The sequence below is a fragment of the Microbacterium foliorum genome, from assembly GCF_003367705.1.
Classification (GTDB): domain Bacteria; phylum Actinomycetota; class Actinomycetes; order Actinomycetales; family Microbacteriaceae; genus Microbacterium; species Microbacterium foliorum.
Window position 1 is genome coordinate 1,756,130 of record NZ_CP031425.1, and the last position, 18,115, is coordinate 1,774,244.

At 67.4% G+C, this 18,115-nt stretch carries 19 protein-coding genes; 12 read left to right on the plus strand and 7 right to left on the minus strand.

Annotated features, from left to right (window positions below):
* The first annotated feature begins 1 nt into the window (after position 1).
* Genes DXT68_RS08135 through lnt form a run of 7 tightly spaced genes read left to right on the plus strand, consistent with a single transcriptional unit; the run spans position 2 to position 8,007 of the window.
* Positions 2-919: a hypothetical protein gene (locus DXT68_RS08135; protein WP_045255622.1), complete on the plus strand. Its 918-nt coding sequence runs from the start codon at positions 2-4 to the stop codon at positions 917-919.
* A complete protein-coding gene (locus tag DXT68_RS08140; RefSeq protein ID WP_045255141.1) occupies positions 919-1,914 on the plus strand; it encodes a helix-turn-helix transcriptional regulator in 996 nt (331 codons plus the stop codon). Before DXT68_RS08135 ends, DXT68_RS08140 begins: the two co-directional genes overlap by 1 nt.
* Entirely contained in the window at positions 1,911-2,900 is a 990-nt protein-coding gene (locus DXT68_RS08145) for a helix-turn-helix transcriptional regulator (protein WP_045255140.1), read from the plus strand. Before DXT68_RS08140 ends, DXT68_RS08145 begins: the two co-directional genes overlap by 4 nt.
* 27 nt (positions 2,901-2,927) lie before the next feature.
* Positions 2,928-3,185 (plus strand): Sec-independent protein translocase subunit TatA, encoded by a 258-nt coding sequence (tatA, locus tag DXT68_RS08150; RefSeq protein WP_045255139.1) that lies wholly within the window; start codon positions 2,928-2,930, stop codon positions 3,183-3,185.
* A 54-nt stretch (positions 3,186-3,239) separates the two neighbouring features.
* The gene (gene tatC, locus DXT68_RS08155) at positions 3,240-3,998 is read left to right on the plus strand and encodes a twin-arginine translocase subunit TatC (RefSeq protein ID WP_045255621.1); all 759 of its coding nucleotides are present in this window, start codon (positions 3,240-3,242) and stop codon (positions 3,996-3,998) included.
* Positions 3,995-6,472, plus strand: coding sequence for a DEAD/DEAH box helicase (locus DXT68_RS08160; RefSeq protein ID WP_045255138.1), 2,478 nt, complete (start codon positions 3,995-3,997; stop codon positions 6,470-6,472). The genes tatC and DXT68_RS08160 overlap by 4 nt, the downstream gene beginning before the upstream one ends.
* A gap of 11 nt (positions 6,473-6,483) precedes the next feature.
* A complete protein-coding gene (gene lnt / locus DXT68_RS08165; protein WP_045255137.1) occupies positions 6,484-8,007 on the plus strand; it encodes an apolipoprotein N-acyltransferase in 1,524 nt (507 codons plus the stop codon).
* On the opposite strand, the gene DXT68_RS08170 is transcribed toward lnt, so the two are convergent.
* From DXT68_RS08170 to DXT68_RS08185, 4 genes are all read right to left on the minus strand, one after another.
* Positions 8,004-8,387, minus strand: a complete 384-nt coding sequence (locus tag DXT68_RS08170) for an RNA polymerase-binding protein RbpA (protein ID WP_045255136.1) — start codon at positions 8,385-8,387, stop codon at positions 8,004-8,006. The two genes, lnt and DXT68_RS08170, sit on opposite strands and share 4 nt — an antisense overlap.
* A gap of 124 nt (positions 8,388-8,511) precedes the next feature.
* Positions 8,512-9,285 carry a glycerophosphodiester phosphodiesterase family protein gene (locus DXT68_RS08175; RefSeq protein ID WP_045255135.1) on the minus strand — a complete coding sequence of 258 codons (774 nt, stop codon included), beginning with the start codon at positions 9,283-9,285 and terminating at the stop codon, positions 8,512-8,514.
* Positions 9,282-10,208: an SPFH domain-containing protein gene (locus tag DXT68_RS08180; protein ID WP_045255134.1), complete on the minus strand. Its 927-nt coding sequence runs from the start codon at positions 10,206-10,208 to the stop codon at positions 9,282-9,284. Before DXT68_RS08180 ends, DXT68_RS08175 begins: the two co-directional genes overlap by 4 nt.
* Positions 10,209-10,217: 9 nt before the next feature.
* Positions 10,218-10,691 carry an NfeD family protein gene (locus DXT68_RS08185; RefSeq protein WP_045255133.1) on the minus strand — a complete coding sequence of 158 codons (474 nt, stop codon included), beginning with the start codon at positions 10,689-10,691 and terminating at the stop codon, positions 10,218-10,220.
* A 121-nt stretch (positions 10,692-10,812) separates the two neighbouring features.
* Here DXT68_RS08185 and DXT68_RS08190 point away from each other — a divergent pair, with 121 nt between their 5' ends.
* Positions 10,813-11,577 carry an SDR family oxidoreductase gene (locus tag DXT68_RS08190; RefSeq protein WP_045255132.1) on the plus strand — a complete coding sequence of 255 codons (765 nt, stop codon included), beginning with the start codon at positions 10,813-10,815 and terminating at the stop codon, positions 11,575-11,577.
* Between the two features lie 63 nt (positions 11,578-11,640).
* On the opposite strand, the gene DXT68_RS08195 is transcribed toward DXT68_RS08190, so the two are convergent.
* Entirely contained in the window at positions 11,641-12,237 is a 597-nt protein-coding gene (locus DXT68_RS08195) for an HdeD family acid-resistance protein (protein WP_045255131.1), read from the minus strand.
* 175 nt (positions 12,238-12,412) lie between these two features.
* Between DXT68_RS08195 and DXT68_RS08200 the strand changes: the two genes are divergently transcribed.
* Genes DXT68_RS08200 through DXT68_RS08210 form a run of 3 tightly spaced genes read left to right on the plus strand, consistent with a single transcriptional unit; the run spans position 12,413 to position 15,613 of the window.
* Positions 12,413-12,811: a helix-turn-helix transcriptional regulator gene (locus DXT68_RS08200; RefSeq protein ID WP_045255620.1), complete on the plus strand. Its 399-nt coding sequence runs from the start codon at positions 12,413-12,415 to the stop codon at positions 12,809-12,811.
* Between the two features lie 4 nt (positions 12,812-12,815).
* Positions 12,816-13,226, plus strand: a complete 411-nt coding sequence (locus tag DXT68_RS08205; RefSeq protein ID WP_045255130.1) for a VOC family protein — start codon at positions 12,816-12,818, stop codon at positions 13,224-13,226.
* A 38-nt stretch (positions 13,227-13,264) separates the two neighbouring features.
* A complete protein-coding gene (locus DXT68_RS08210) occupies positions 13,265-15,613 on the plus strand; it encodes an ATP-binding cassette domain-containing protein (RefSeq protein ID WP_045255129.1) in 2,349 nt (782 codons plus the stop codon).
* Between the two features lie 18 nt (positions 15,614-15,631).
* Here the strand turns inward: DXT68_RS08210 and DXT68_RS08215 are convergent, their stop codons facing one another.
* Together DXT68_RS08215 and DXT68_RS08220 are read right to left on the minus strand one after the other, a co-directional pair.
* The gene (locus DXT68_RS08215) at positions 15,632-16,477 is read right to left on the minus strand and encodes a class I SAM-dependent methyltransferase (protein WP_045255128.1); all 846 of its coding nucleotides are present in this window, start codon (positions 16,475-16,477) and stop codon (positions 15,632-15,634) included.
* A gap of 153 nt (positions 16,478-16,630) precedes the next feature.
* Positions 16,631-17,170 (minus strand): CGNR zinc finger domain-containing protein, encoded by a 540-nt coding sequence (locus tag DXT68_RS08220; protein WP_052677825.1) that lies wholly within the window; start codon positions 17,168-17,170, stop codon positions 16,631-16,633.
* A 46-nt stretch (positions 17,171-17,216) separates the two neighbouring features.
* Here DXT68_RS08220 and DXT68_RS08225 point away from each other — a divergent pair, with 46 nt between their 5' ends.
* Positions 17,217-18,077, plus strand: coding sequence for an alpha/beta fold hydrolase (locus DXT68_RS08225; protein WP_045255126.1), 861 nt, complete (start codon positions 17,217-17,219; stop codon positions 18,075-18,077).
* Positions 18,078-18,115 lie beyond the last annotated feature (38 nt).

An 18,115-nucleotide genomic window follows, 5' to 3' on the forward strand; every position in this document is an offset into this window, starting at 1 on the left:
CGTGCGTAAAACGTCCGCCGTTCTGGCCACACTCAGCCTCGCCGTCCTCGCTCTCTCCGGATGCGCCGCCTCGCCGTCCTTCGCCGGCGCGACCTGCGATCGCGATGCGGCCTCGACCGCGTCGATCGCGGATTCGGTCACGGTCGAGGGCGACCTCGGCGACGCACCCGACGTCAAGGTATTCGCTCCGGTGAAGGCGAAGGAGTCAGGGTTCGCCGATGTGGTGACGGGTGACGGGCGCGTGCTCACCTCGACGTCGCAGCCGATGGTGCTCGACATCTCGTTCTACGGCGGCGACAAGGGCACGCAGATCTACGCGTCCGAGTACAACGGCGACGCAAGCCGCGTGCACAGCATCTCGTACTGGGCGCAGCGCTCCCCGGGACTCGAAGACGCACTGGAATGCGCGACCGGCGGCAGCCGCATCGTGGCGACGCTGACCCCCGAGGACTTCGGCCCGAACAATGTCGAGGCCTTCGGGCTCAAGGACGGCGAGAACGTCGTCGCCGTCATCGACGTCCTCGATGTGTACCGGGCCCGCGCCGAGGGTGCATCGCAGTTCAACGACGCCCACGGCATGCCGACGGTGGTCCGCGCACCCGACGGCACGCCGGGCGTCATCATCCCCGACAGCGCCGCGCCGACATCCGCCCAGAAGCAGACGCTCATCAAGGGTGACGGCGAGAAGGTCGAGAAGGGCTCGACGATCGTGACGAACATCATGGCCGTGGGCTGGGATGACAAGACCGTCGCCACCAGCACCTGGGGCGCCGAGCCGAATATCGGTCTCGCCGCCAAGGAGCTCGTCGGTGCGACGGTCGGCTCGCAGGTGCTGGTCGTCGCACCCGCCGCCGACGGCAACCCGGCCACCGCCATCGTCGTCGACATCCTCGGTATCGTCCCCGTTCCGGCGGCGTGATGGCCGCTCGTATCCCTGCGGAGGAGCGCCTCACGAACCTCGTCGTGGCGCTCATGGCCACGGAGATCGGGCTCACCAAGCAGCAGATCCTCGACAACGTCTCGGGGTATCGACAGCGCGCACACGCGGGCGTGCGTGCCGATGCTCTCGAGAAGATGTTCGAGCGGGACAAGGACGAGCTCCGGACCCTCGGTGTCCCCGTCGAGACGATCGGCGACCAGGCCGACCCCAACGATCTTCGCGAGGCGCGCTATCGCATTCCGCAGGCGGAATACGATCTGCCCGGCGATATCGAGTTCACACCGGCCGAGCTCGCCGTGCTGCAGCTCGCCGGCAGCGTGTGGAGTGCGGAGTCGGCGTCAGGCGACGCGAAGGCCGGGGTGCGCAAGATCCGGGCGCTCGGCATCGACGGCGATGAGCCCATCATCGGGTTCGCCCCGCGCATCACCGCCCGGGACGCCGCGTTCGCTCCGTTGCAGGACGCGATCGAGAAGAGCCGTGTCGTGACGTTCGACTACCTGAAGCCCGGTGAGGACGCGTCGCGCCGGCGCAGCATCCGTCCGCTCGCTCTCGTCGATTACGAGGCGCGCTGGCACGTGTTCGGCGTCGACGTCGACATCGAGGAGGATCGCATGTTCCTGCTCAGCCGCATCGTCGGAGACGTGCGGGTCACCACCACCACCTTCGACGCGGCACTCCGCGAAGGCGCGGGCGAACGGGCGCTGCGGGGGCTCCAGGACGTCGCAGCGCAGAATTCCGCCCTGCTCGAGGTCACCCCGGGAACCGAGGCGTCCCTGCGTCTCGGCCGCCGAGCTCGACCCGCCCCGACGCAGGGGATCCTGGTGCCGTTCGTCGACCTGCACATCCTCGCGGACGAGATCGCGTCGTACGGTCCCGAGGTCCGCGTGGTCGAGCCTGCGGCCCTCAGGGAGGCCGTCGTCGACCGGCTGCGTGCCGTGGCGGGCACGAATGCCGAGATCGGAGCGACGCGATGAGCGCACAGCCGAAGCCGCTGCTCGCCTCTGACAGGGTCCGTCTCTATCTGACTCTCGTCCCCTACCTGCTCGAGCACGGCCAGGTGTCTCTCGCCGAGGCCGCCGAGGAGTTCGGTGTGACACCCGCCGAGATGCGCAAGATGGTCGAGAAGCTCACCGTGATCGGGCTGCCCGGCGACTCGGGCTTCTGGCAGCAGCCTCAGGAGATGTTCGACATCAACTGGGACCTCCTGGACGAGGAGGATGTCATCGAGATCACGAACGACGTCGCCCTCCGACGCGTTCCGCGGTTCACCGCCCGCGAAGCCGCCGCTCTCCTTGCCGGACTGCAGATGGTCGCCGCCGTGCCCGCGGTCTCGGATTCCGGCCTCGTCTCCGGTCTCATCTCGAAGCTCTCGCGCGGGGCCGCCGATGCGCCCGCCGAGGTGGTGGTCGCGCCCAGTGCGGTCGACGAGGTGCGTCAGGTCGTCTCCCGAGGCGTTCAGCAGGGGGTCGCCGTCTCCTTCACCTACCAGGCGCCGGATGCCGTGCCCACGACGCGCACGGTCGACCCCGTGCAGGTGATCATCACGAATGCGCAGTGGTACCTGCAGGGCTGGTGTCACACCCGGGAGGCCATGCGCACCTTCCATCTCGATCGTGTGAGCGAGGCGCGACTCACCGAGATCCCGATCACGCACGCGGGGGAGCACGTGCCCGAGGCGTTCTCCGCCGTCGACGACGAAGGCGAGGTGCGCGTGCGCGTGCCCGAGCGGGTCGCGCCACTGCTGGGCGACTTCCTCACGGCGGATAACGTCGAGCTCCGCGACGGTATCGTCACCGCGCGGCTCCATCTCGCCGATCCTCGCGGGATCAAGAGACTCGCCGCGCGGTTCGGCGGGGCGCTCGAAGTCGTGGAACCGGGGATCGCCCGCGCGGCGGCTCGGGAATGGGCGGAGGCGGGACTCGCGCTGTATCGCCACCCCGACGGGGACAACGCCGGTTAGACTGGCAGGAAACGACGAAGGAGAATCATGGGCGCTTTCGGTTGGCCACATCTGCTGATCATCCTCGCCGTCATCCTGCTGCTCTTCGGTGCTGCGAAGCTGCCGGCACTGGCGAAGAGCCTCGGACAGTCCGCCCGGGTGTTCAAGGGCGAGATGAAGGCGATGAAGAACGAAGACGCGACGGACGCCGCGGAACCGGTCGCACCGACCCCTGCGGCCACCGTCGCAGACACCACGGTCACGGCTCGCGACACGGATCCGGGTCAGCCTCCTCGATCCGCATAGTTCGTGTCCGCTCTCGATTCCGCCGACCAGGAGGCCCCCGGTCGCGACAGGCGGATGTCTCTCGGCGCGCATCTGGTCGAACTGCGCAAGCGACTGTTCATCGCGGCCGGTGCGCTCGTGGTCGGCATGATCGTCGCCTTCATCGTGACCGAGCCGATCATCGAGTTGCTCTCCGTGCCCATCCGGACGATCGCCGCTGAGGCGGGCCGAGAGTACACGGGATTGAACTTCACCACCGTGACGAGCGGTTTCGACCTCCGTATGCGCATCGCGTTCGCGATCGGCCTCCTGATCTCCGCCCCGGTCTGGCTGTGGCAGGTCTGGGCTTTCGTGATGCCCGGCCTCACGAAGAAGGAGACCCAGTACACCTGGGGCTTTCTCGGAGCCGCCGTTCCGCTGTTCTTCGGTGGATGCACGGTCGCGTTCTTCGTGCTCCCGCACGTGATCGAGATCATGGCCGGCTTCGTGCCCAAGGGCATGGCGCAGTTCTTCGACTACGCCATCTACTACGACTTCGTCTTCAAGTTCCTGCTGGTGCTCGGCATCGCCTTCGTCCTCCCCGTGTTCCTCGTCGCGCTGAACCTCGCCGGCATCGTCTCCGGCCGCGACATCCTCAAGGGCTGGCGTGTCGCGATCCTGGTCTGCACGGTGTTCGCCGCGGTGACCACGCCTCCGGCGGACGTGTTCTCGATGCTGCTGCTGATGGGATCCATGATCGTGCTGTACTTCGCCGCGACGCTGATCTCGATGCTGTTCGACCGGCGCAAACGCAAGCGCGATGAGGCCGCAGGCATCACGCCCGTGACCGCATGAGCTCTCCCTCGGAGCGATACGCGGCGGCGCGGCAGGCTGCCGGACACCCGGCGACGGTGGCGTTCGCCGCCCGGCAGAGGTTCGATCTCGACCCGTTCCAGATCGAAGGGTGCCACGCACTCGAAGACGGCAGCAGCGTTCTCGTCGCTGCGCCGACGGGCGCCGGCAAGACCATCGTCGGCGAGTTCGCCATCCACCTCGCCATGCAGACGCCGCGCGACAAGGCGTTCTACACGACGCCGATGAAGGCGCTCTCGAACCAGAAGTTCCGCGAGCTCGTCGAGGTGTACGGCGCCGACGACGTCGGTCTGCTCACGGGGGACACCAACATCAACGGCAACGCGCGCATCGTCGTGATGACGACGGAGGTGCTGCGCAACATGATCTACGCGGACTCCGCCGCGCTGCGTGACCTGCGCTACGTCGTCATGGACGAAGTCCACTACCTCGCCGACCGGTTCCGAGGGGCGGTGTGGGAGGAGGTGATCATCCACCTCCCGGCGCATGTGCGCCTCGTCTCCCTGAGCGCCACCGTCTCGAACGCCGAGGAGTTCGGAGACTGGCTCGACACCGTGCGCGGCGACACCGAGGTCGTGGTCTCCGAGATCCGCCCCGTGCCTCTGGAGCAGCACGTCCTCGTCCGCGACGATCTGCTGCCGCTGTTCGACGACCGCGCGGGCATCGCCACGGCGCAGGTGAATCAGGAACTGATGCGCATCCGCTCGTTCACCGGGTCGAACTACGACAACAACCGCGATGCGCAGTCGTATCGCAGCAACAGGCACGCCGGCCGACAGGCGCAGCGCCCTCCCCGCGGCGGACGCCGTCCCGTGCGCGCGGCGAACGTGCGCCGCATCGAGCGGATGGATCGTCCCGACGTCATCCGCCTGCTCGAGCGCTCCAACCTCCTGCCCGCGATCTTCTTCATCTTCAGCCGCGTCGGCTGCGATGCGGCCGTGCAGCAGGTGCGTCGATCGGGGGTCCGCCTGACGACGGCCGAGGAGCGCGTCGAGATCCGGGCCATCGTCGAAGAGCGCACCCGGTCGCTGCAGGACGAAGATCTCGGCGTCCTCGGATACTGGGAGTGGCTGGACAACCTCGAACGCGGTGTCGCCTCGCATCATGCCGGCCTGCTCCCCGCCTTCAAGGAGGTCGTCGAAGACCTCTTCAAGCGCAAACTCGTGAAGGTCGTCTTCGCGACGGAGACCCTCGCGCTCGGCATCAACATGCCGGCACGCACCGTGGTCCTCGAGAAGATGGAGAAGTTCAACGGCGAAGCGCGCGTCGCCATCACTTCGGGTGAGTACACCCAGCTCACCGGGCGCGCCGGCAGACGCGGCATCGACGTCGAAGGTCACGCTGTCGTGCAGTGGACCGAGGGCATGGATCCGCAGGCGGTCGCGGCGCTCGCCTCACGCCGCACGTATCCGCTGAACTCCAGCTTCCGGCCGACGTACAACATGGCCGTCAACCTGATCGACCTGTTCGGCAAGGTGCGCGCGCGCCAGATCCTGGAGTCGTCGTTCGCGCAGTTCCAGGCGGACCGTGCGGTGGTCGGCCTCGCCCGACAGGTCCGCGAAGCCGAGGAATCCCTTGAGGGATACCGGTCGGCGATGGTCTGCGAGCACGGCGACTTCCTCGACTACGCGTCGATCCGCCGTGAGCTGAGCGATCTCGAGAAGAAGAACCGCCAGGATGCGAACGCGCCGCGGGCGTCCCGCGACAAGCGCATGAAGCAGATCCAGAGCCTGCGCACCCGGATGCAGCGTCACGGCTGCCACGGGTGCCCCGATCGCGAGGCGCACGCGCGCTGGGCCGAACGCTACTGGAAGCTGAAGCGGCAGACCGACCGTACGCGTCGTCAGATCGAGACCAGGACGGGCACCGTCGCGCGGGTCTTCGACCGCGTCGTCGAGGTGCTCGAGACGCTGGACTACCTCCAGCGCGACCAGGACGACGTCACGACACTCATGGATGCCGGACGCACGATGCGCCGCATCTACGGGGAGCGCGACCTGCTCGTGGCGGAGTCGCTCCGCCAGGGCCTGTGGAACACGCTCGATGCGCCGTCACTCGCCGCCATGGCCTGCTGCCTCGTGTACGAGCCCCGGCGCGACGAGGCCAACGCGGGGGAGCGGGACCTTCCCCGCGGGGCCTTCCGCACCGCCTACGAGAAGACCACCACGCTCTGGGCCGAACTCGACGACCTCGAGAAGGACCACCACCTCCCGGGATCCGAGCCGCTCGCCGCCGGACTCGCCGGGGCCATGCATTCCTGGGCTCGTGGCGGGACGCTCGATCGCGTGCTCGTCGATGCGGACATGGCTGCCGGCGACTTCGTGCGCTGGGCGAAGCAGACCATCGATCTGCTCGACCAGCTCTCGATCGTGGCCGAGGACGGTGCCCTGGCGCGCACCGCCCGGGCCGCGCTCGATGGTGTCCGCAGGGGCATCGTCGCGTATTCCTCGATGTGAGAACTGGATAGATGAGCGATCTCCCCGCGCGACAGCGCCCTCTGCTGCCCCTTTCCCTGGCTCTTCCGGCGTCCGCGGCGGCAGCGCTCCTGATGGATCTCTCCTACCCGGATGCGGCGGTGTGGGCGTTCGCATTCCCCGCCACCGCATTGCTTCTCGTCTCCCTCATCGGTCGACGGGCCGGGGGAGCGCTGCTGGTCGGCGCCGTGTACGGCATCCTCTTCTTCGCCCTGCTCGTGTCATGGACCTCTCGCTATCTCGGTCCGATCCCGTGGGGTGCGCTGAGCGTGCTCGAGGGGATGCTGACCGCCGCGGCACTCATCCTGATCGCCCTCGCCTACCGCTGGATACCGCGGGTGTCCTCCAGGCCGGCTGTGCGGCTGCTGATGCTCCCCGCGGTCGTCGCAGCCCTATGGGTCGGTCGCGAGCTGTTCGTCGGAACCTGGCCCTACGGCGGCTTCCCCTGGGCGCGTCTGGGGATGACCCAGGCAGAGAGTCCGCTGGCGCCGGTCACGTCATGGGTCGGTGTGAGCGGACTGAGCTTCCTGATGGTGTTCCTGGTCGCGATGCTCATCGAGATGGTGCGCCTGCGGGTGTGGAGGCGTCCGACGGCTCTGATCGCTCCGGTGGTCGTCGTGGTCGTGCTGCTTCTCACACCGCTCTTCCCCACAGCCGACAGCGGGTCGATGCGCATCGCCGCCGTGCAGGGCAACGGCCCCAGCGGTTACTTCGATCAGCGAGAACAGTACTCGATCATCCAGGCGCAGACGGACGCGACCGAGCCGCTGTACGGCGAGGATGTCGATCTGCTGGTCTGGCCGGAGGGTTCACTGGACCGCGATCCGTTCCGCTCGGACACGCTCGCACGGAGGATGTCTCTGGTCGCGACTCGGATCGGCGCCCCGTTGCTCGCCAACGCGCCCACCGAGCGCACGGGCCTCTACTACAACACGTCGATGCTGTGGCAGCAGGACGGCACCGCCGAGCAGATCCACGACAAACGCCACCCGGTCCCTTTCGGCGAGTATGTGCCTGACCGCCCGTTCTACAACGCCCTCGCCCCCGACCTGATCGGTCTGATCCAGCGGGACTACACGCCCGGGTCCAATTCTCCGGTGATCGACGTCGACGGCGTGGCCGTGGGCCTCGCGATCTGCTTCGACGTCATCTACGACGACGTGATCTACGACGACCTCGCGCAGGGCGCGGAGGTGCTCGTCCTGCAGACGAACAACGCCGACTTCCGCGGTACGGATGAGAATCTGCAACAGCTGGCCTTCGCGCGCATGCGGGCGATCGAGACGGGGCGCAGTGTCGTCAACATCTCGACGGTGGGCACGAGCCAGGTGATCCGCCCGGACGGCTCCACCGTGTCGAGTCTGGATGCAGGAAAGGCCGGAGCGCTGCTCGAGGATGTCGAGCTGCGTTCCGGCCTGACGGCTGGTGTGGTCCTGGGACCGTGGATCCAGCAGGTGCTGCTGTGGGGCGGGATCGGCGCGCTGCTGTTCGGGTGGCTGCGCGCCCGGCGCCCCTAGGCGCCGATCTTCTCGCGGGTCGGATCTTCTCCGGCACCGCGGCGGGCGCGGATGAACGCGAGACGCTCTTCGAGGAGTTCTTCGAGCTCTGCCCTGCTGCGACGCTCCAGCAGCATGTCCCAGTGGGTGCGTGCGGCCTTCTCGTCGGTGGCATCGAGCGTGACGGCCTTGCCGTCGACGTTCAGGCGTGCCTCTGCGCCACAGGCGCGGCACTCCCAGGTCTGCGGGGGCTCCGCGTCCGCAGAGAACATGAGGTTCGTGACATGCGCGCAGGTGTCACAGATGTAGGTGGTTTCACGGCGCTCCATGAAGACGACGCCCTCTTCGCTCTGTAGGCTCTGGGCGCCGAGTCGGATGCCGCGTAGGCTGCGATCTGCCATTGTGTGGTCCTCTCGTCGTGTCAGGTATAACGCTCCAGCCTGTGCGCTTCATCCACAGGAGCGCGTTATCGGCGCGATTCACAGGGGAGTCCCAGCGCCGCCGCCTGACCCCGGCGTGGCGCGTTCAGTCGCCGACGACGTCGAGGGCGACGTCTGCACGATCCGAGACCAGCCCGTCGACGCCTGCGTCGATGAGCCGTCGCATGTCTGCCCGGTCATTCACGGTCCAGACGTGCACCTCGACGCCGTGACGTCGTGCGGCGCGCAACAGGGCGGGGGTGAGGATGCGAACACCACGGTGGCGCTCGGGAATCTGCAGCGCATCGAGGTCGCGGAGCACCCGGGAAGGGGAGAGGCGGAGCGCGGAGAGCGACCGCACCGCGGCGATTGTCCCGCTGCCCGCAGACGTCGCGGGACGCAGCGCCGCACCCGCGCGAAGCACTGCGGCGACCGTGGCTCGACGACGCGCATCCGAGAAGCTCGTCACGAGCACTCGGTGCGTGTGGTTCAGGAGGATCGGCCCCAGGGCGTCCACCGCGGCGTCGGTCTTGACGTCGATGTTGAACCGAGTGGTGGGGAAGGAGTCCAGGGCGTCCGCGACGGTGAGCAGTCCGCCGTGCTCCGCGAGTATCCGCGCCAGTTCGCGCGTCCGCACGTCCTGGACGGCACGAGGGTCACCGGCGAGTCGCAGCAGGGTCGCATCGTGGAAGAGCACGACATCGCCGTCGGAGGTGACCTGGCAGTCGGTCTCGATGTATTCGGCCCCTGCGGCATGCGCCGCGGCGAAGGCGGCCGCGGAGTTGTCCCACACGCCGGAGTCCTCACCCGCCGCGGTGATCAGACCGCGGTGAGCGAGGACTCGGGGGTGTCGCGCCTTCTCGAGATACGGGTGCGTCACGCGCCGGGGTAGTTCGTCGGCGGCTGGCCGGGCTTGGGCGTGAATGCGCTTCCGATGCCCTTGAGCGCCTCGGTGAGCTCGCTCGGGATGATCCAGAGCTTGTTCGACTGCCCCTCGCTGATCTTCGGGAGCATCTGCAGGTACTGGTAGGCGAGCAGCTTGTCGTCGGGCTCACCCTGGTGGATCGCCGTGAAGACGTTCTGAATGGCCTCCGCCTCGCCCTGAGCACGCAGGACCGCGGCCTGCTTGTCGCCCTCGGCGCGCAGGATCTCGGCCTGACGTGCACCCTCTGCTTCGAGGATCGCGGACTGCTTCGTGCCCTCCGCTGTGAGGATCGCGGCGCGGCGGTCACGCTCTGCGCGCATCTGCTTCTCCATGGAGTCCTGGATGGACAGCGGCGGGTCGATGGCCTTGAGCTCGACGCGGCCGACGCGGATGCCCCACTTGCCGGTCGCCTCGTCGAGGACGACGCGGAGCTGGCCGTTGATGTTGTCTCGGCTGGTCAGAGCCTCTTCGAGGTTGAGCCCACCGACGACGTTTCGGAGGGTGGTGGTCGTCAGCTGCTCGACCGCGCCGAGATAGTTGGCGATCTCGTATGTCGCCGCACGGGCGTCGGTCACCTGGAAATACACCACGGTGTCGATCGAGACGACGAGGTTGTCCTCGGTGATGACCGGCTGCGGCGGGAACGAGACGACCTGCTCTCGCATGTCGATCAGAGGACGCAGGCGATCGATGAACGGCACCAGGATGTTGAGTCCGGGCATGAGCGTCTTGTGATAGCGGCCCAGGCGCTCCACGACACCGGCCGTGGCCTGCGGGATGATGCGGATCGATCGGGCCAGCGTGACCAGCACGAAGATGATCACTGCGATGACGAAGACCCACAGGATCGCGGTGGGGATGAACGAAGCGTCGTTCACGGGGTACTCCTACTCGTTGACGGGGCGGACGGTCGCGGTCGCCCCGTTGATCGCGATGACGGCGATCGGGGAGCCCTGCGGAATGGGGACCGGGCCGGCGGCGCGTGCGGTCCACGTGTCGCCGTTGCTGAGCTTGACCTGCCCGGAGATCTGAGTGATGTCGTGCAGCGCGAAGCCGCGGAGGTCGAGCAGGGCGTCGACGTTCGATTTCGTCGGATCCTCGCCGCGCCGCAGCCGCTTCAGCAGAGGCGGCCGCAGAAGGAGGATGAACAGCGCTGCCGCTCCGGCGGCGATGATCACCTGCACCCAGATCGGCAGACCGACGAGGTCGGTCACCAGTCCGATGGCGGCACCGAAGCTCAGCATCAGGAAGGTGAAGTCGAGCGTCAGCATCTCGATCACGAGGAAGACGGCGATGAGGATCAGCCAGCCGATCCACGCCCACTGGTCGATGAACTCGACGGATGTCGCGAAGTTGTCCATACGGCCTCCTTTGGCGTCAACCTATCATGCGGTGCGACGCCGACAGAGGGCCTCGCGGGCGGTCTTGATAGTCTGGGAAGGCCGCGTGACCGCGGCGTTTCACGCATCAAGAGGAGTCATAGTGACCGACGTTCTTCCCGCAGGTTCCCTCGACGGCAAGGTCGCGCTCGTCACGGGCTCGTCCCGCGGCATCGGCGCCGACACCGTTCGGTATCTGGCGGAGGCCGGTGCGGACGTCGTGATCAACTTCCGCAACAAGGCTCCTCGCGCGCAGAAGCTCGCGACGGAACTGCGCGCCCTGGGTCGGCGCGTGCTCGTCGTCGGCGCCGATCTCACGGACCCGTCGTCGGTCGCCGAGATGTTCGATGCGGTCACAGCCGAATTCGGCCGCCTCGACGTGCTGGTGCTCAATGCTTCAGGCGGCATGGAGTCGGGGATGGCGGCCGACTACGCGCTCACCCTCAACCGCGACGCGCAGCTGAGCGTTCTCGACGCGGCGACTCCGCTGCTGGGCGACGGTGCACGCGTCGTGTTCGTCACCAGCCACCAGGCGCACTTCATCCGCACGACGCCCACGATGCCGGAGTACGAGCCCGTCGCCCTCTCGAAGCGCGCGGGCGAGGACGCCCTGCGCGAGCGCATCCCCGCACTCGCCGACAGGGGTGTGGGCTTCACCGTCGTGTCCGGGGACATGATCGAGGGCACCATCACCGCGACGCTGCTGGAGCGGGCCAACCCCGGGGCGATCGCCGAGCGCCGTGAATCGGCCGGCAAGCTGTACAACGTGTCGGAGTTCGCGGCCGAGGTGGCTCGTGCCGCGATCGATGCCGTGCCGTCGGACAACACCCGTCTCGTCGGAGATGTGAGCGCATTCGCCTCCGAGTGAACCGAGGACCACGACGAGGGCCCCGTCCGGATCGGACGGGGCCCTCGTCGTGCAGGGGAGGGGTCAGCTCGCGGCGTCGCTCCGGGCAGCCGCGAGGGTCTTCGCATCCTTCCCGAGCGTGATCGCGCGGACGAGCTGCACCAGACCGAGTGCGACGAGCGAGATCCCCAGCACCAACCACAGCACGGCTGCGGCGTAGAGCGGTGAGAAGAGCACCACGATTCCGGCGACGATGCTGAGCAGGGCGTAGAGCAGCGTCCAGACACGCGAGCCGTCCTGTCCGAGCAGCGACAGCGCGACCACACCGTCGACGATCCAGCTGATGCCGATGAAGATCACCACCACGAGCGCGAGGGTCGCGGCGGCCACACCGAGGTTCGCGAAGGCGATCACGCCCGCCACGATGTAGATCAGGCCGAGCACGATGTGGCCGATCCGGGCCCAGCCGCCCTCGATGCGAGAGAAGACGGCGAGACCGATGTAGACGAGACCGGCGACGACGAGATAGGAGGCGAAGATGGCGGTGACGATGACGGCGGACTTGACGGGCCATACCAGCAGCACGATGCCTGCCAGGAGGGCGATCGCACCCGAGACCGCGAGGACGATGCGGATGGACTTGACGAGGGAACCGGCTCCTGCAGCGAGCGGATCGGTCATGGTGGGATCCTTTCTGAGAATCGCCTGTGCGCGATCCTCACAGGGTATCCCTGTCGCGGGCGGCGCGGGGGGCGAGTGCCTCGAGACGACGCGGGACGTCGTCTCCCGGAATATCGCGTGACAGTATCTACTCGTGAGCACCGATGACGATGCACGACTCCGCGAGCTCGTCGTCATGCGTCGGGTGCGCGACCGCATCGATCGCGAGTACGCGCTGCCCCTCGATGTCGAGGCGCTGGCGAGAGGCGTGCACATGTCGGCGGGTCACCTGAGTCGCCGCTTCAAGGAGACGTACGGCGAATCACCGTACTCGTATCTGATGACACGTCGGATCGAGCGCGCCATGGCACTGCTCAGGCTCGGCGACCTCTCGGTCACCGAGGTCTGCATCGCCGTCGGCGGCTCTTCGCTGGGGACATTCAGCACCAGATTCACCGAGCTGGTCGGTGTCTCACCCCGGGTGTACCGTGAACGCGCCGCCACTCTCGACGGCATCCCGACCGTCCACGCCAAGCACGTCGTCAGACCGATCAGGAATCAAGAAGCACCGCGCCCGGAGACCCACCTAACCTGAGCCCATGAACATCAGCATCCACTACGCATTCCTTCCGCACACGGATGCCGAGGCGGCCCTCGGCTTCTACCGCGACGCCCTCGGCTTCGAGGTGCGCAACGACGTCGGCTACGACGGGCTGCGCTGGCTGACCGTCGGCCCGGAGGGGCAGCCCGAGACGTCGATCGTGCTGCATCCGCCCGCCACCGATCCCGGGATCACCGAGGCCGAACGACGGACCGTCCTCGAACTGATCGCGAAGGGCAGCTACGGCGCGCTGACCCTCGCGAGCGACGACCTCGATGCCCTGTTCGACCGCCTCGTCGCTCACGGGGCCGAGGTGGTGCAGGAGCCACTCGACCAGCCGTACGGTGTGCGGGACTGCGCGTTCCGCGATCCGGCAGGCAACCTTCTCCGTATCAACCAGGCCGGCTGACCCGACCGCACCCGACCCGACCCGACCCGAGGACGATCATGACCCATGCCGCAGACGGCCACGACCTGATCCGCGTTCAGGGCGCGCGCGAGAACAATCTCAAAGACGTCAGCGTCGAGATCCCGAAACGCCGCCTCACCGTGTTCACCGGGGTCTCCGGGTCGGGCAAGAGCTCCCTGGTGTTCGACACCATCGCCGCGGAGTCCCGACGGATGATCGACGAGACCTACAGCGCGTTCGTGCAGGGGTTCATGCCCTCGGTTCCTCGGCCCGACGTCGATGTGCTCGAGGGGCTCACGACCTCCATCATCGTCGACCAGGAACGGCTCGGCGCGAACCCGCGCTCGACGGTCGGCACGGTCACCGATGCGAACGCGATGCTGCGGATCCTCTTCAGCAAGCTCGGCCGGCCGTACATCGGAGGGCCGACCGCGTTCTCCTTCAACATCCCGACGCAGAAGGCCAGTGGCGTGATGACGGGGCCGAGCGGAGAGAAGAAGATCGTCAAGGACGCGATCTACCTCGGCGGCATGTGTCCGCGGTGCGAGGGCAGGGGAGCGGTGTCCGACCTCGACCTCGCACAGATCATCGACGAATCGAAGTCGCTCGACGGCGGCGCCATCATGGTCCCCGGCTACACGGCCGACGGATGGATGGTGAAGGGATTCTCCGGTTCGGGGTTCTACCCGCCCGACACGCCGATCGCCGAGTTCACCGACAAGCAGAAGCACCTGCTGCTCTACGGCGCGGTCACGAAGGTCAAGATCTCGGGCATCAACATGACCTACGAAGGGCTGATCCCGAAGATCACCAAGTCGATGCTCTCGAAGGACCTCGATGGGCTGCAACCGCACATCCGTGCGTTCGTCCAGCGCGTCGCGACCTTCGCCACCTGCCCCGAGTGCGACGGCACGCGCCTCACCGAAGGCGCGCGATCCTCGAAGATCGAGGGCATCAGCATCGCCGACGCCTGTCGGATGCAGGTGACCGATCTCGCCGTATGGGTGCGGGATCTGGAGCTGCCGGGAGCCGCACCGCTCCTCGAGGCTCTGCGCGCGAATCTCGAGGCCTTCGTCACGCTCGGGCTCGGGTATCTGAGTCTGGATCGGCCCTCGGGGACGCTGTCCGGGGGAGAGGCGCAGCGCATCAAGATGCTCCGTCACCTCGGCTCCTCTCTCACCGACGTCACCTACGTCTTCGACGAGCCGACCATCGGACTGCATCCGCACGACATCGAGCGGATGAACTCCCTCCTGCTGCGCCTGAGGGACAAGGGCAACACCGTGCTCGTCGTCGAGCACAAACCGGAGACCATCGCGATCGGCGATCACGTGATCGATCTCGGACCCGGCGCAGGCAGCGCCGGTGGTGAGATCTGCTTCCAAGGCACGGTCGAGGGGCTCAAGTCGAGCGGGACGCGCACCGGGACCCATCTGGACGATCGCGCGACGCTCAAGACATCGGTTCGAGACGCCAGGGGAGCCATCGAGGTGCGTGGGGCGACGGCCAACAACCTCCAGGACGTCGACGTCGACATCCCCACCGGCATCCTCACGGTCGTCACGGGCGTGGCGGGCTCGGGAAAGAGCTCCTTGATCCACGGCTCGGTCTCGAAACGTGACGGCGTCGTCTCGATCGATCAGAGTGCGATCAAGGGGTCTCGACGCAGCAACCCGGCCACCTATACGGGGTTGCTCGAACCGATCCGCAAGGCATTCGCGAAGGCCAACGGAGTGAAGCCCGCACTGTTCAGCGCGAATTCCGAAGGCGCGTGCCCGACCTGCAAGGGAGCAGGGGTGATCATCACCGAACTCGGATTCATGGACACCATCGAGACGCCGTGCGAGGACTGTGGCGGCAAGCGCTTCCAAGCATCTGTTCTGGAATACACCCTGGCGGGAAAGGACATCACCGAAGTGCTGGATCTCCCGGTGTCGGAGGCCAAGGCCTTCTTCTCCGAGGGGGAGGCGAGGATTCCCGCGGCTGTGGCGATCCTCAGCCGACTCGACGACGTCGGGCTCGGATATCTGTCGCTCGGACAGCCGCTCTCCACCTTGTCGGGAGGGGAGCGTCAGCGCATCAAGCTGGCGATCCAGATGGGGGAGAAGGGCGACACCTATGTTCTCGACGAGCCGACCACCGGGTTGCACCTGGCCGACGTCCAGAACATCCTCGGACTGCTCGACCGCCTCGTGGAGTCCGGGAAGACGGTGATCGTGATCGAGCACCATCAAGCGGTGATGGCCCACGCCGACTGGATCATCGACATCGGTCCCGGTGCCGGTCACGACGGCGGGCGAGTGGTGTACGAAGGCCGTCCGGAAGACCTGGTCGCGGCCAGATCCACGCTGACCGGCGAGCATCTGGCCGCATACGTCGGGCGGTGAGGGCTCTGTGGTCGGGGGTCAGTCCTTGCGCGCGACGACCGTGAAAGTGCAGGGGATCAGATCACGTTCGGCCTCAGGCCAGGCGTATCCCCGGGGAACCTCGACCATCCGCGGGCTGAACCGCCAGGGGAGTGTGCGGCCTTCGTCGAAGTGCAGAAGGCGAAGGCCGGCGCGGAGGAGTGCTCCAAGGACCTCCGACAGTGGGTGCGGCCACTCATAGGTCCGTGGGTGGGCGACGGTGCCGTCGCCGGCATATGTGGATTCGTCGTCCCACTGTTGAGCGCGGCCGTCGCCGAAGTACGGGTATCGGGTGGTGAGCTCGGGGGCGTCCTCGTCCAGCGCCAGCAGCGCCGGGTGCCCGTCGCGAATGAAGAACGTTCCCCCCGGACGCAGCAGCGCGACGATCTGCGCCGCCCAGCGATCGAGATCCTGCAGCCAGCAGATCGTGCCGATGCTCGTGTAGACCACATCGAAGTCGCCCGGCACTGTGCTCCCGGCCTCGAGGACATCGGTCCGGACCCACGTCGCCGCGACTCCGGTGCGCTCGGCGAGTGCGGCCGCCGCGCGCAACGCGGGCTCGGAGAAGTCCACGCCGGTCACGCGGGCACCGGCACGCGCGAGCGAGATCGTGTCGGTGCCGATGTGGCACTGTAGATGGCAGACCTCGAGGCCCGATAAAGACCCGCCGCGTACGAAACGATCGAGCACCGGCAGGTCGTCGCTCACGACGTCGCTGAGATGGTTCGGGTCATCGAACGCATCCAGACCGTACGCCGCTTCGTGCAGCGGCACGCGGTCATCCCAGTTCTGCAGATTAGCCCCGCGTGCAGCTTCCCAGTCGATGTCGACGTTGTGTCCGTTCACGCGTCGAGCCTATCGACAGCTCCGCTCGCCGGAAACGGACTAACGCCGATAATGCACATTATGTCAGTATGAACAAGCGGCGCCCCCCTTGGGCCGATGGCGGCGGGCACTCCCACACGGCGTCTGGGTGTCAGGGAGCGTATGCGGCATCGGTCAGCTCTTCGCGCGGCGGGCATGGGTGCGCGCCTTCATCCGGTTGCCGCAGACCGCCATGGAGCACCACTTCGCAGTGCCGGGGCGACTGTGATCGACCAGGAAACGGGTGCACTCCTCATTTGCGCATGCACGCAGGCGATCGGGAAACTCCGTGATCACCGTCGACCAGGCCAGCACCGCCTCGACGGCAAGGCGGCGATCGTCGGGAACACGAAGGTCCCAGGCCACCCCGTTCGGGGTCATGTGCGGTATCCGCACGGCCCCGTCGAGGATGTCAGTCAGCTCGCCGACGGCGGCTCCCTCGTCTCCACGGACCATCGCCTGCAATGCGTGACGCGCGCGCCTCAGGTGTGCCAGCTCCCTCGCCGATCCCGTTCCACCCCAGGAGCGCGCCAGGTCTCGCCCGCCCGCCCCCTCGAGGTCATCGGTGGGCCTTCCCTCGATCGTGGGCGCGCTGTTCACGACCCCCAGCAGCAGCTCCTCGTCGCTCAGCACGTCTCCCCCGCTTTCCCGCTCCCTGTGGCGCGATGGATCCATGCTAGCGTCTGGCTAACCAGTAAAACAACTTTAAGAGGTTATAACTATGGCCACCGTCCACCACCGCACCGTCTCCGTCGACGGACTCGACGTCTTCTATCGAGAGGCCGGCCCTGTCGACGCCCCTGTACTGCTGCTCCTGCACGGGTATCCGACCAGCTCACACATGTTCAGACACCTCATCCCGGTGCTGGCTGACCGTCACCGCGTCATCGCTCCGGACCACATCGGCTTCGGTCGTTCCTCCGCCCCCTCGGTCGACGACTTCGAGTACACCTTCGAGGCCCTCGCTCAGGTGACCGGCCGGTTCCTCGCGACCATCGGCGTGACGCAGTACACGATCTACGTCCAGGACTACGGCGCCCCGATCGGGTGGCGCCTGGCGCTCGCCGACCCCGCCGTCGTCGTCGGGGTCATCTCCCAGAACGGCAACGCGTACGAAGAGGGCTTCGTGCCCGACTTCTGGAACCCGATCTGGACCGACGGCGCCGAACGGACCGTCGAGACGCGCGACGCGCTGCGTCCCGCCCTCGGCCGGGACGCTGTCGAGTGGCAGTACACCCACGGCGTCCCGGACCCGACGACGGTCGACCCGGACGCCTGGGAGCACGACCTCGCGCTCCTCGCCCGCGAGGGACAGGACGACGTGCAGCTGGCGCTCTTCCGCGACTATGTGACCAACCGGGACCTCTACCCCGAGGTGCATGCCTGGCTTCGCGCCTCACAGGTACCGGTCCTCGCGATCTGGGGGCGCAACGATGAGATTTTCGCCGCCGCCGGCGCCACGGCATTCACCCGCGACGCTCCGCACGCTCGGGTCGAGCTCATCGACGGCGGACACTTCCTCCTCGAATCCGACCTCGATCGCGTCGCCGGGACGATCAGGAGCTGGCTTCAGAACGAGTGACCCGAAAGGGACCGCCGGCGGGAACCGGGCACCCCGGT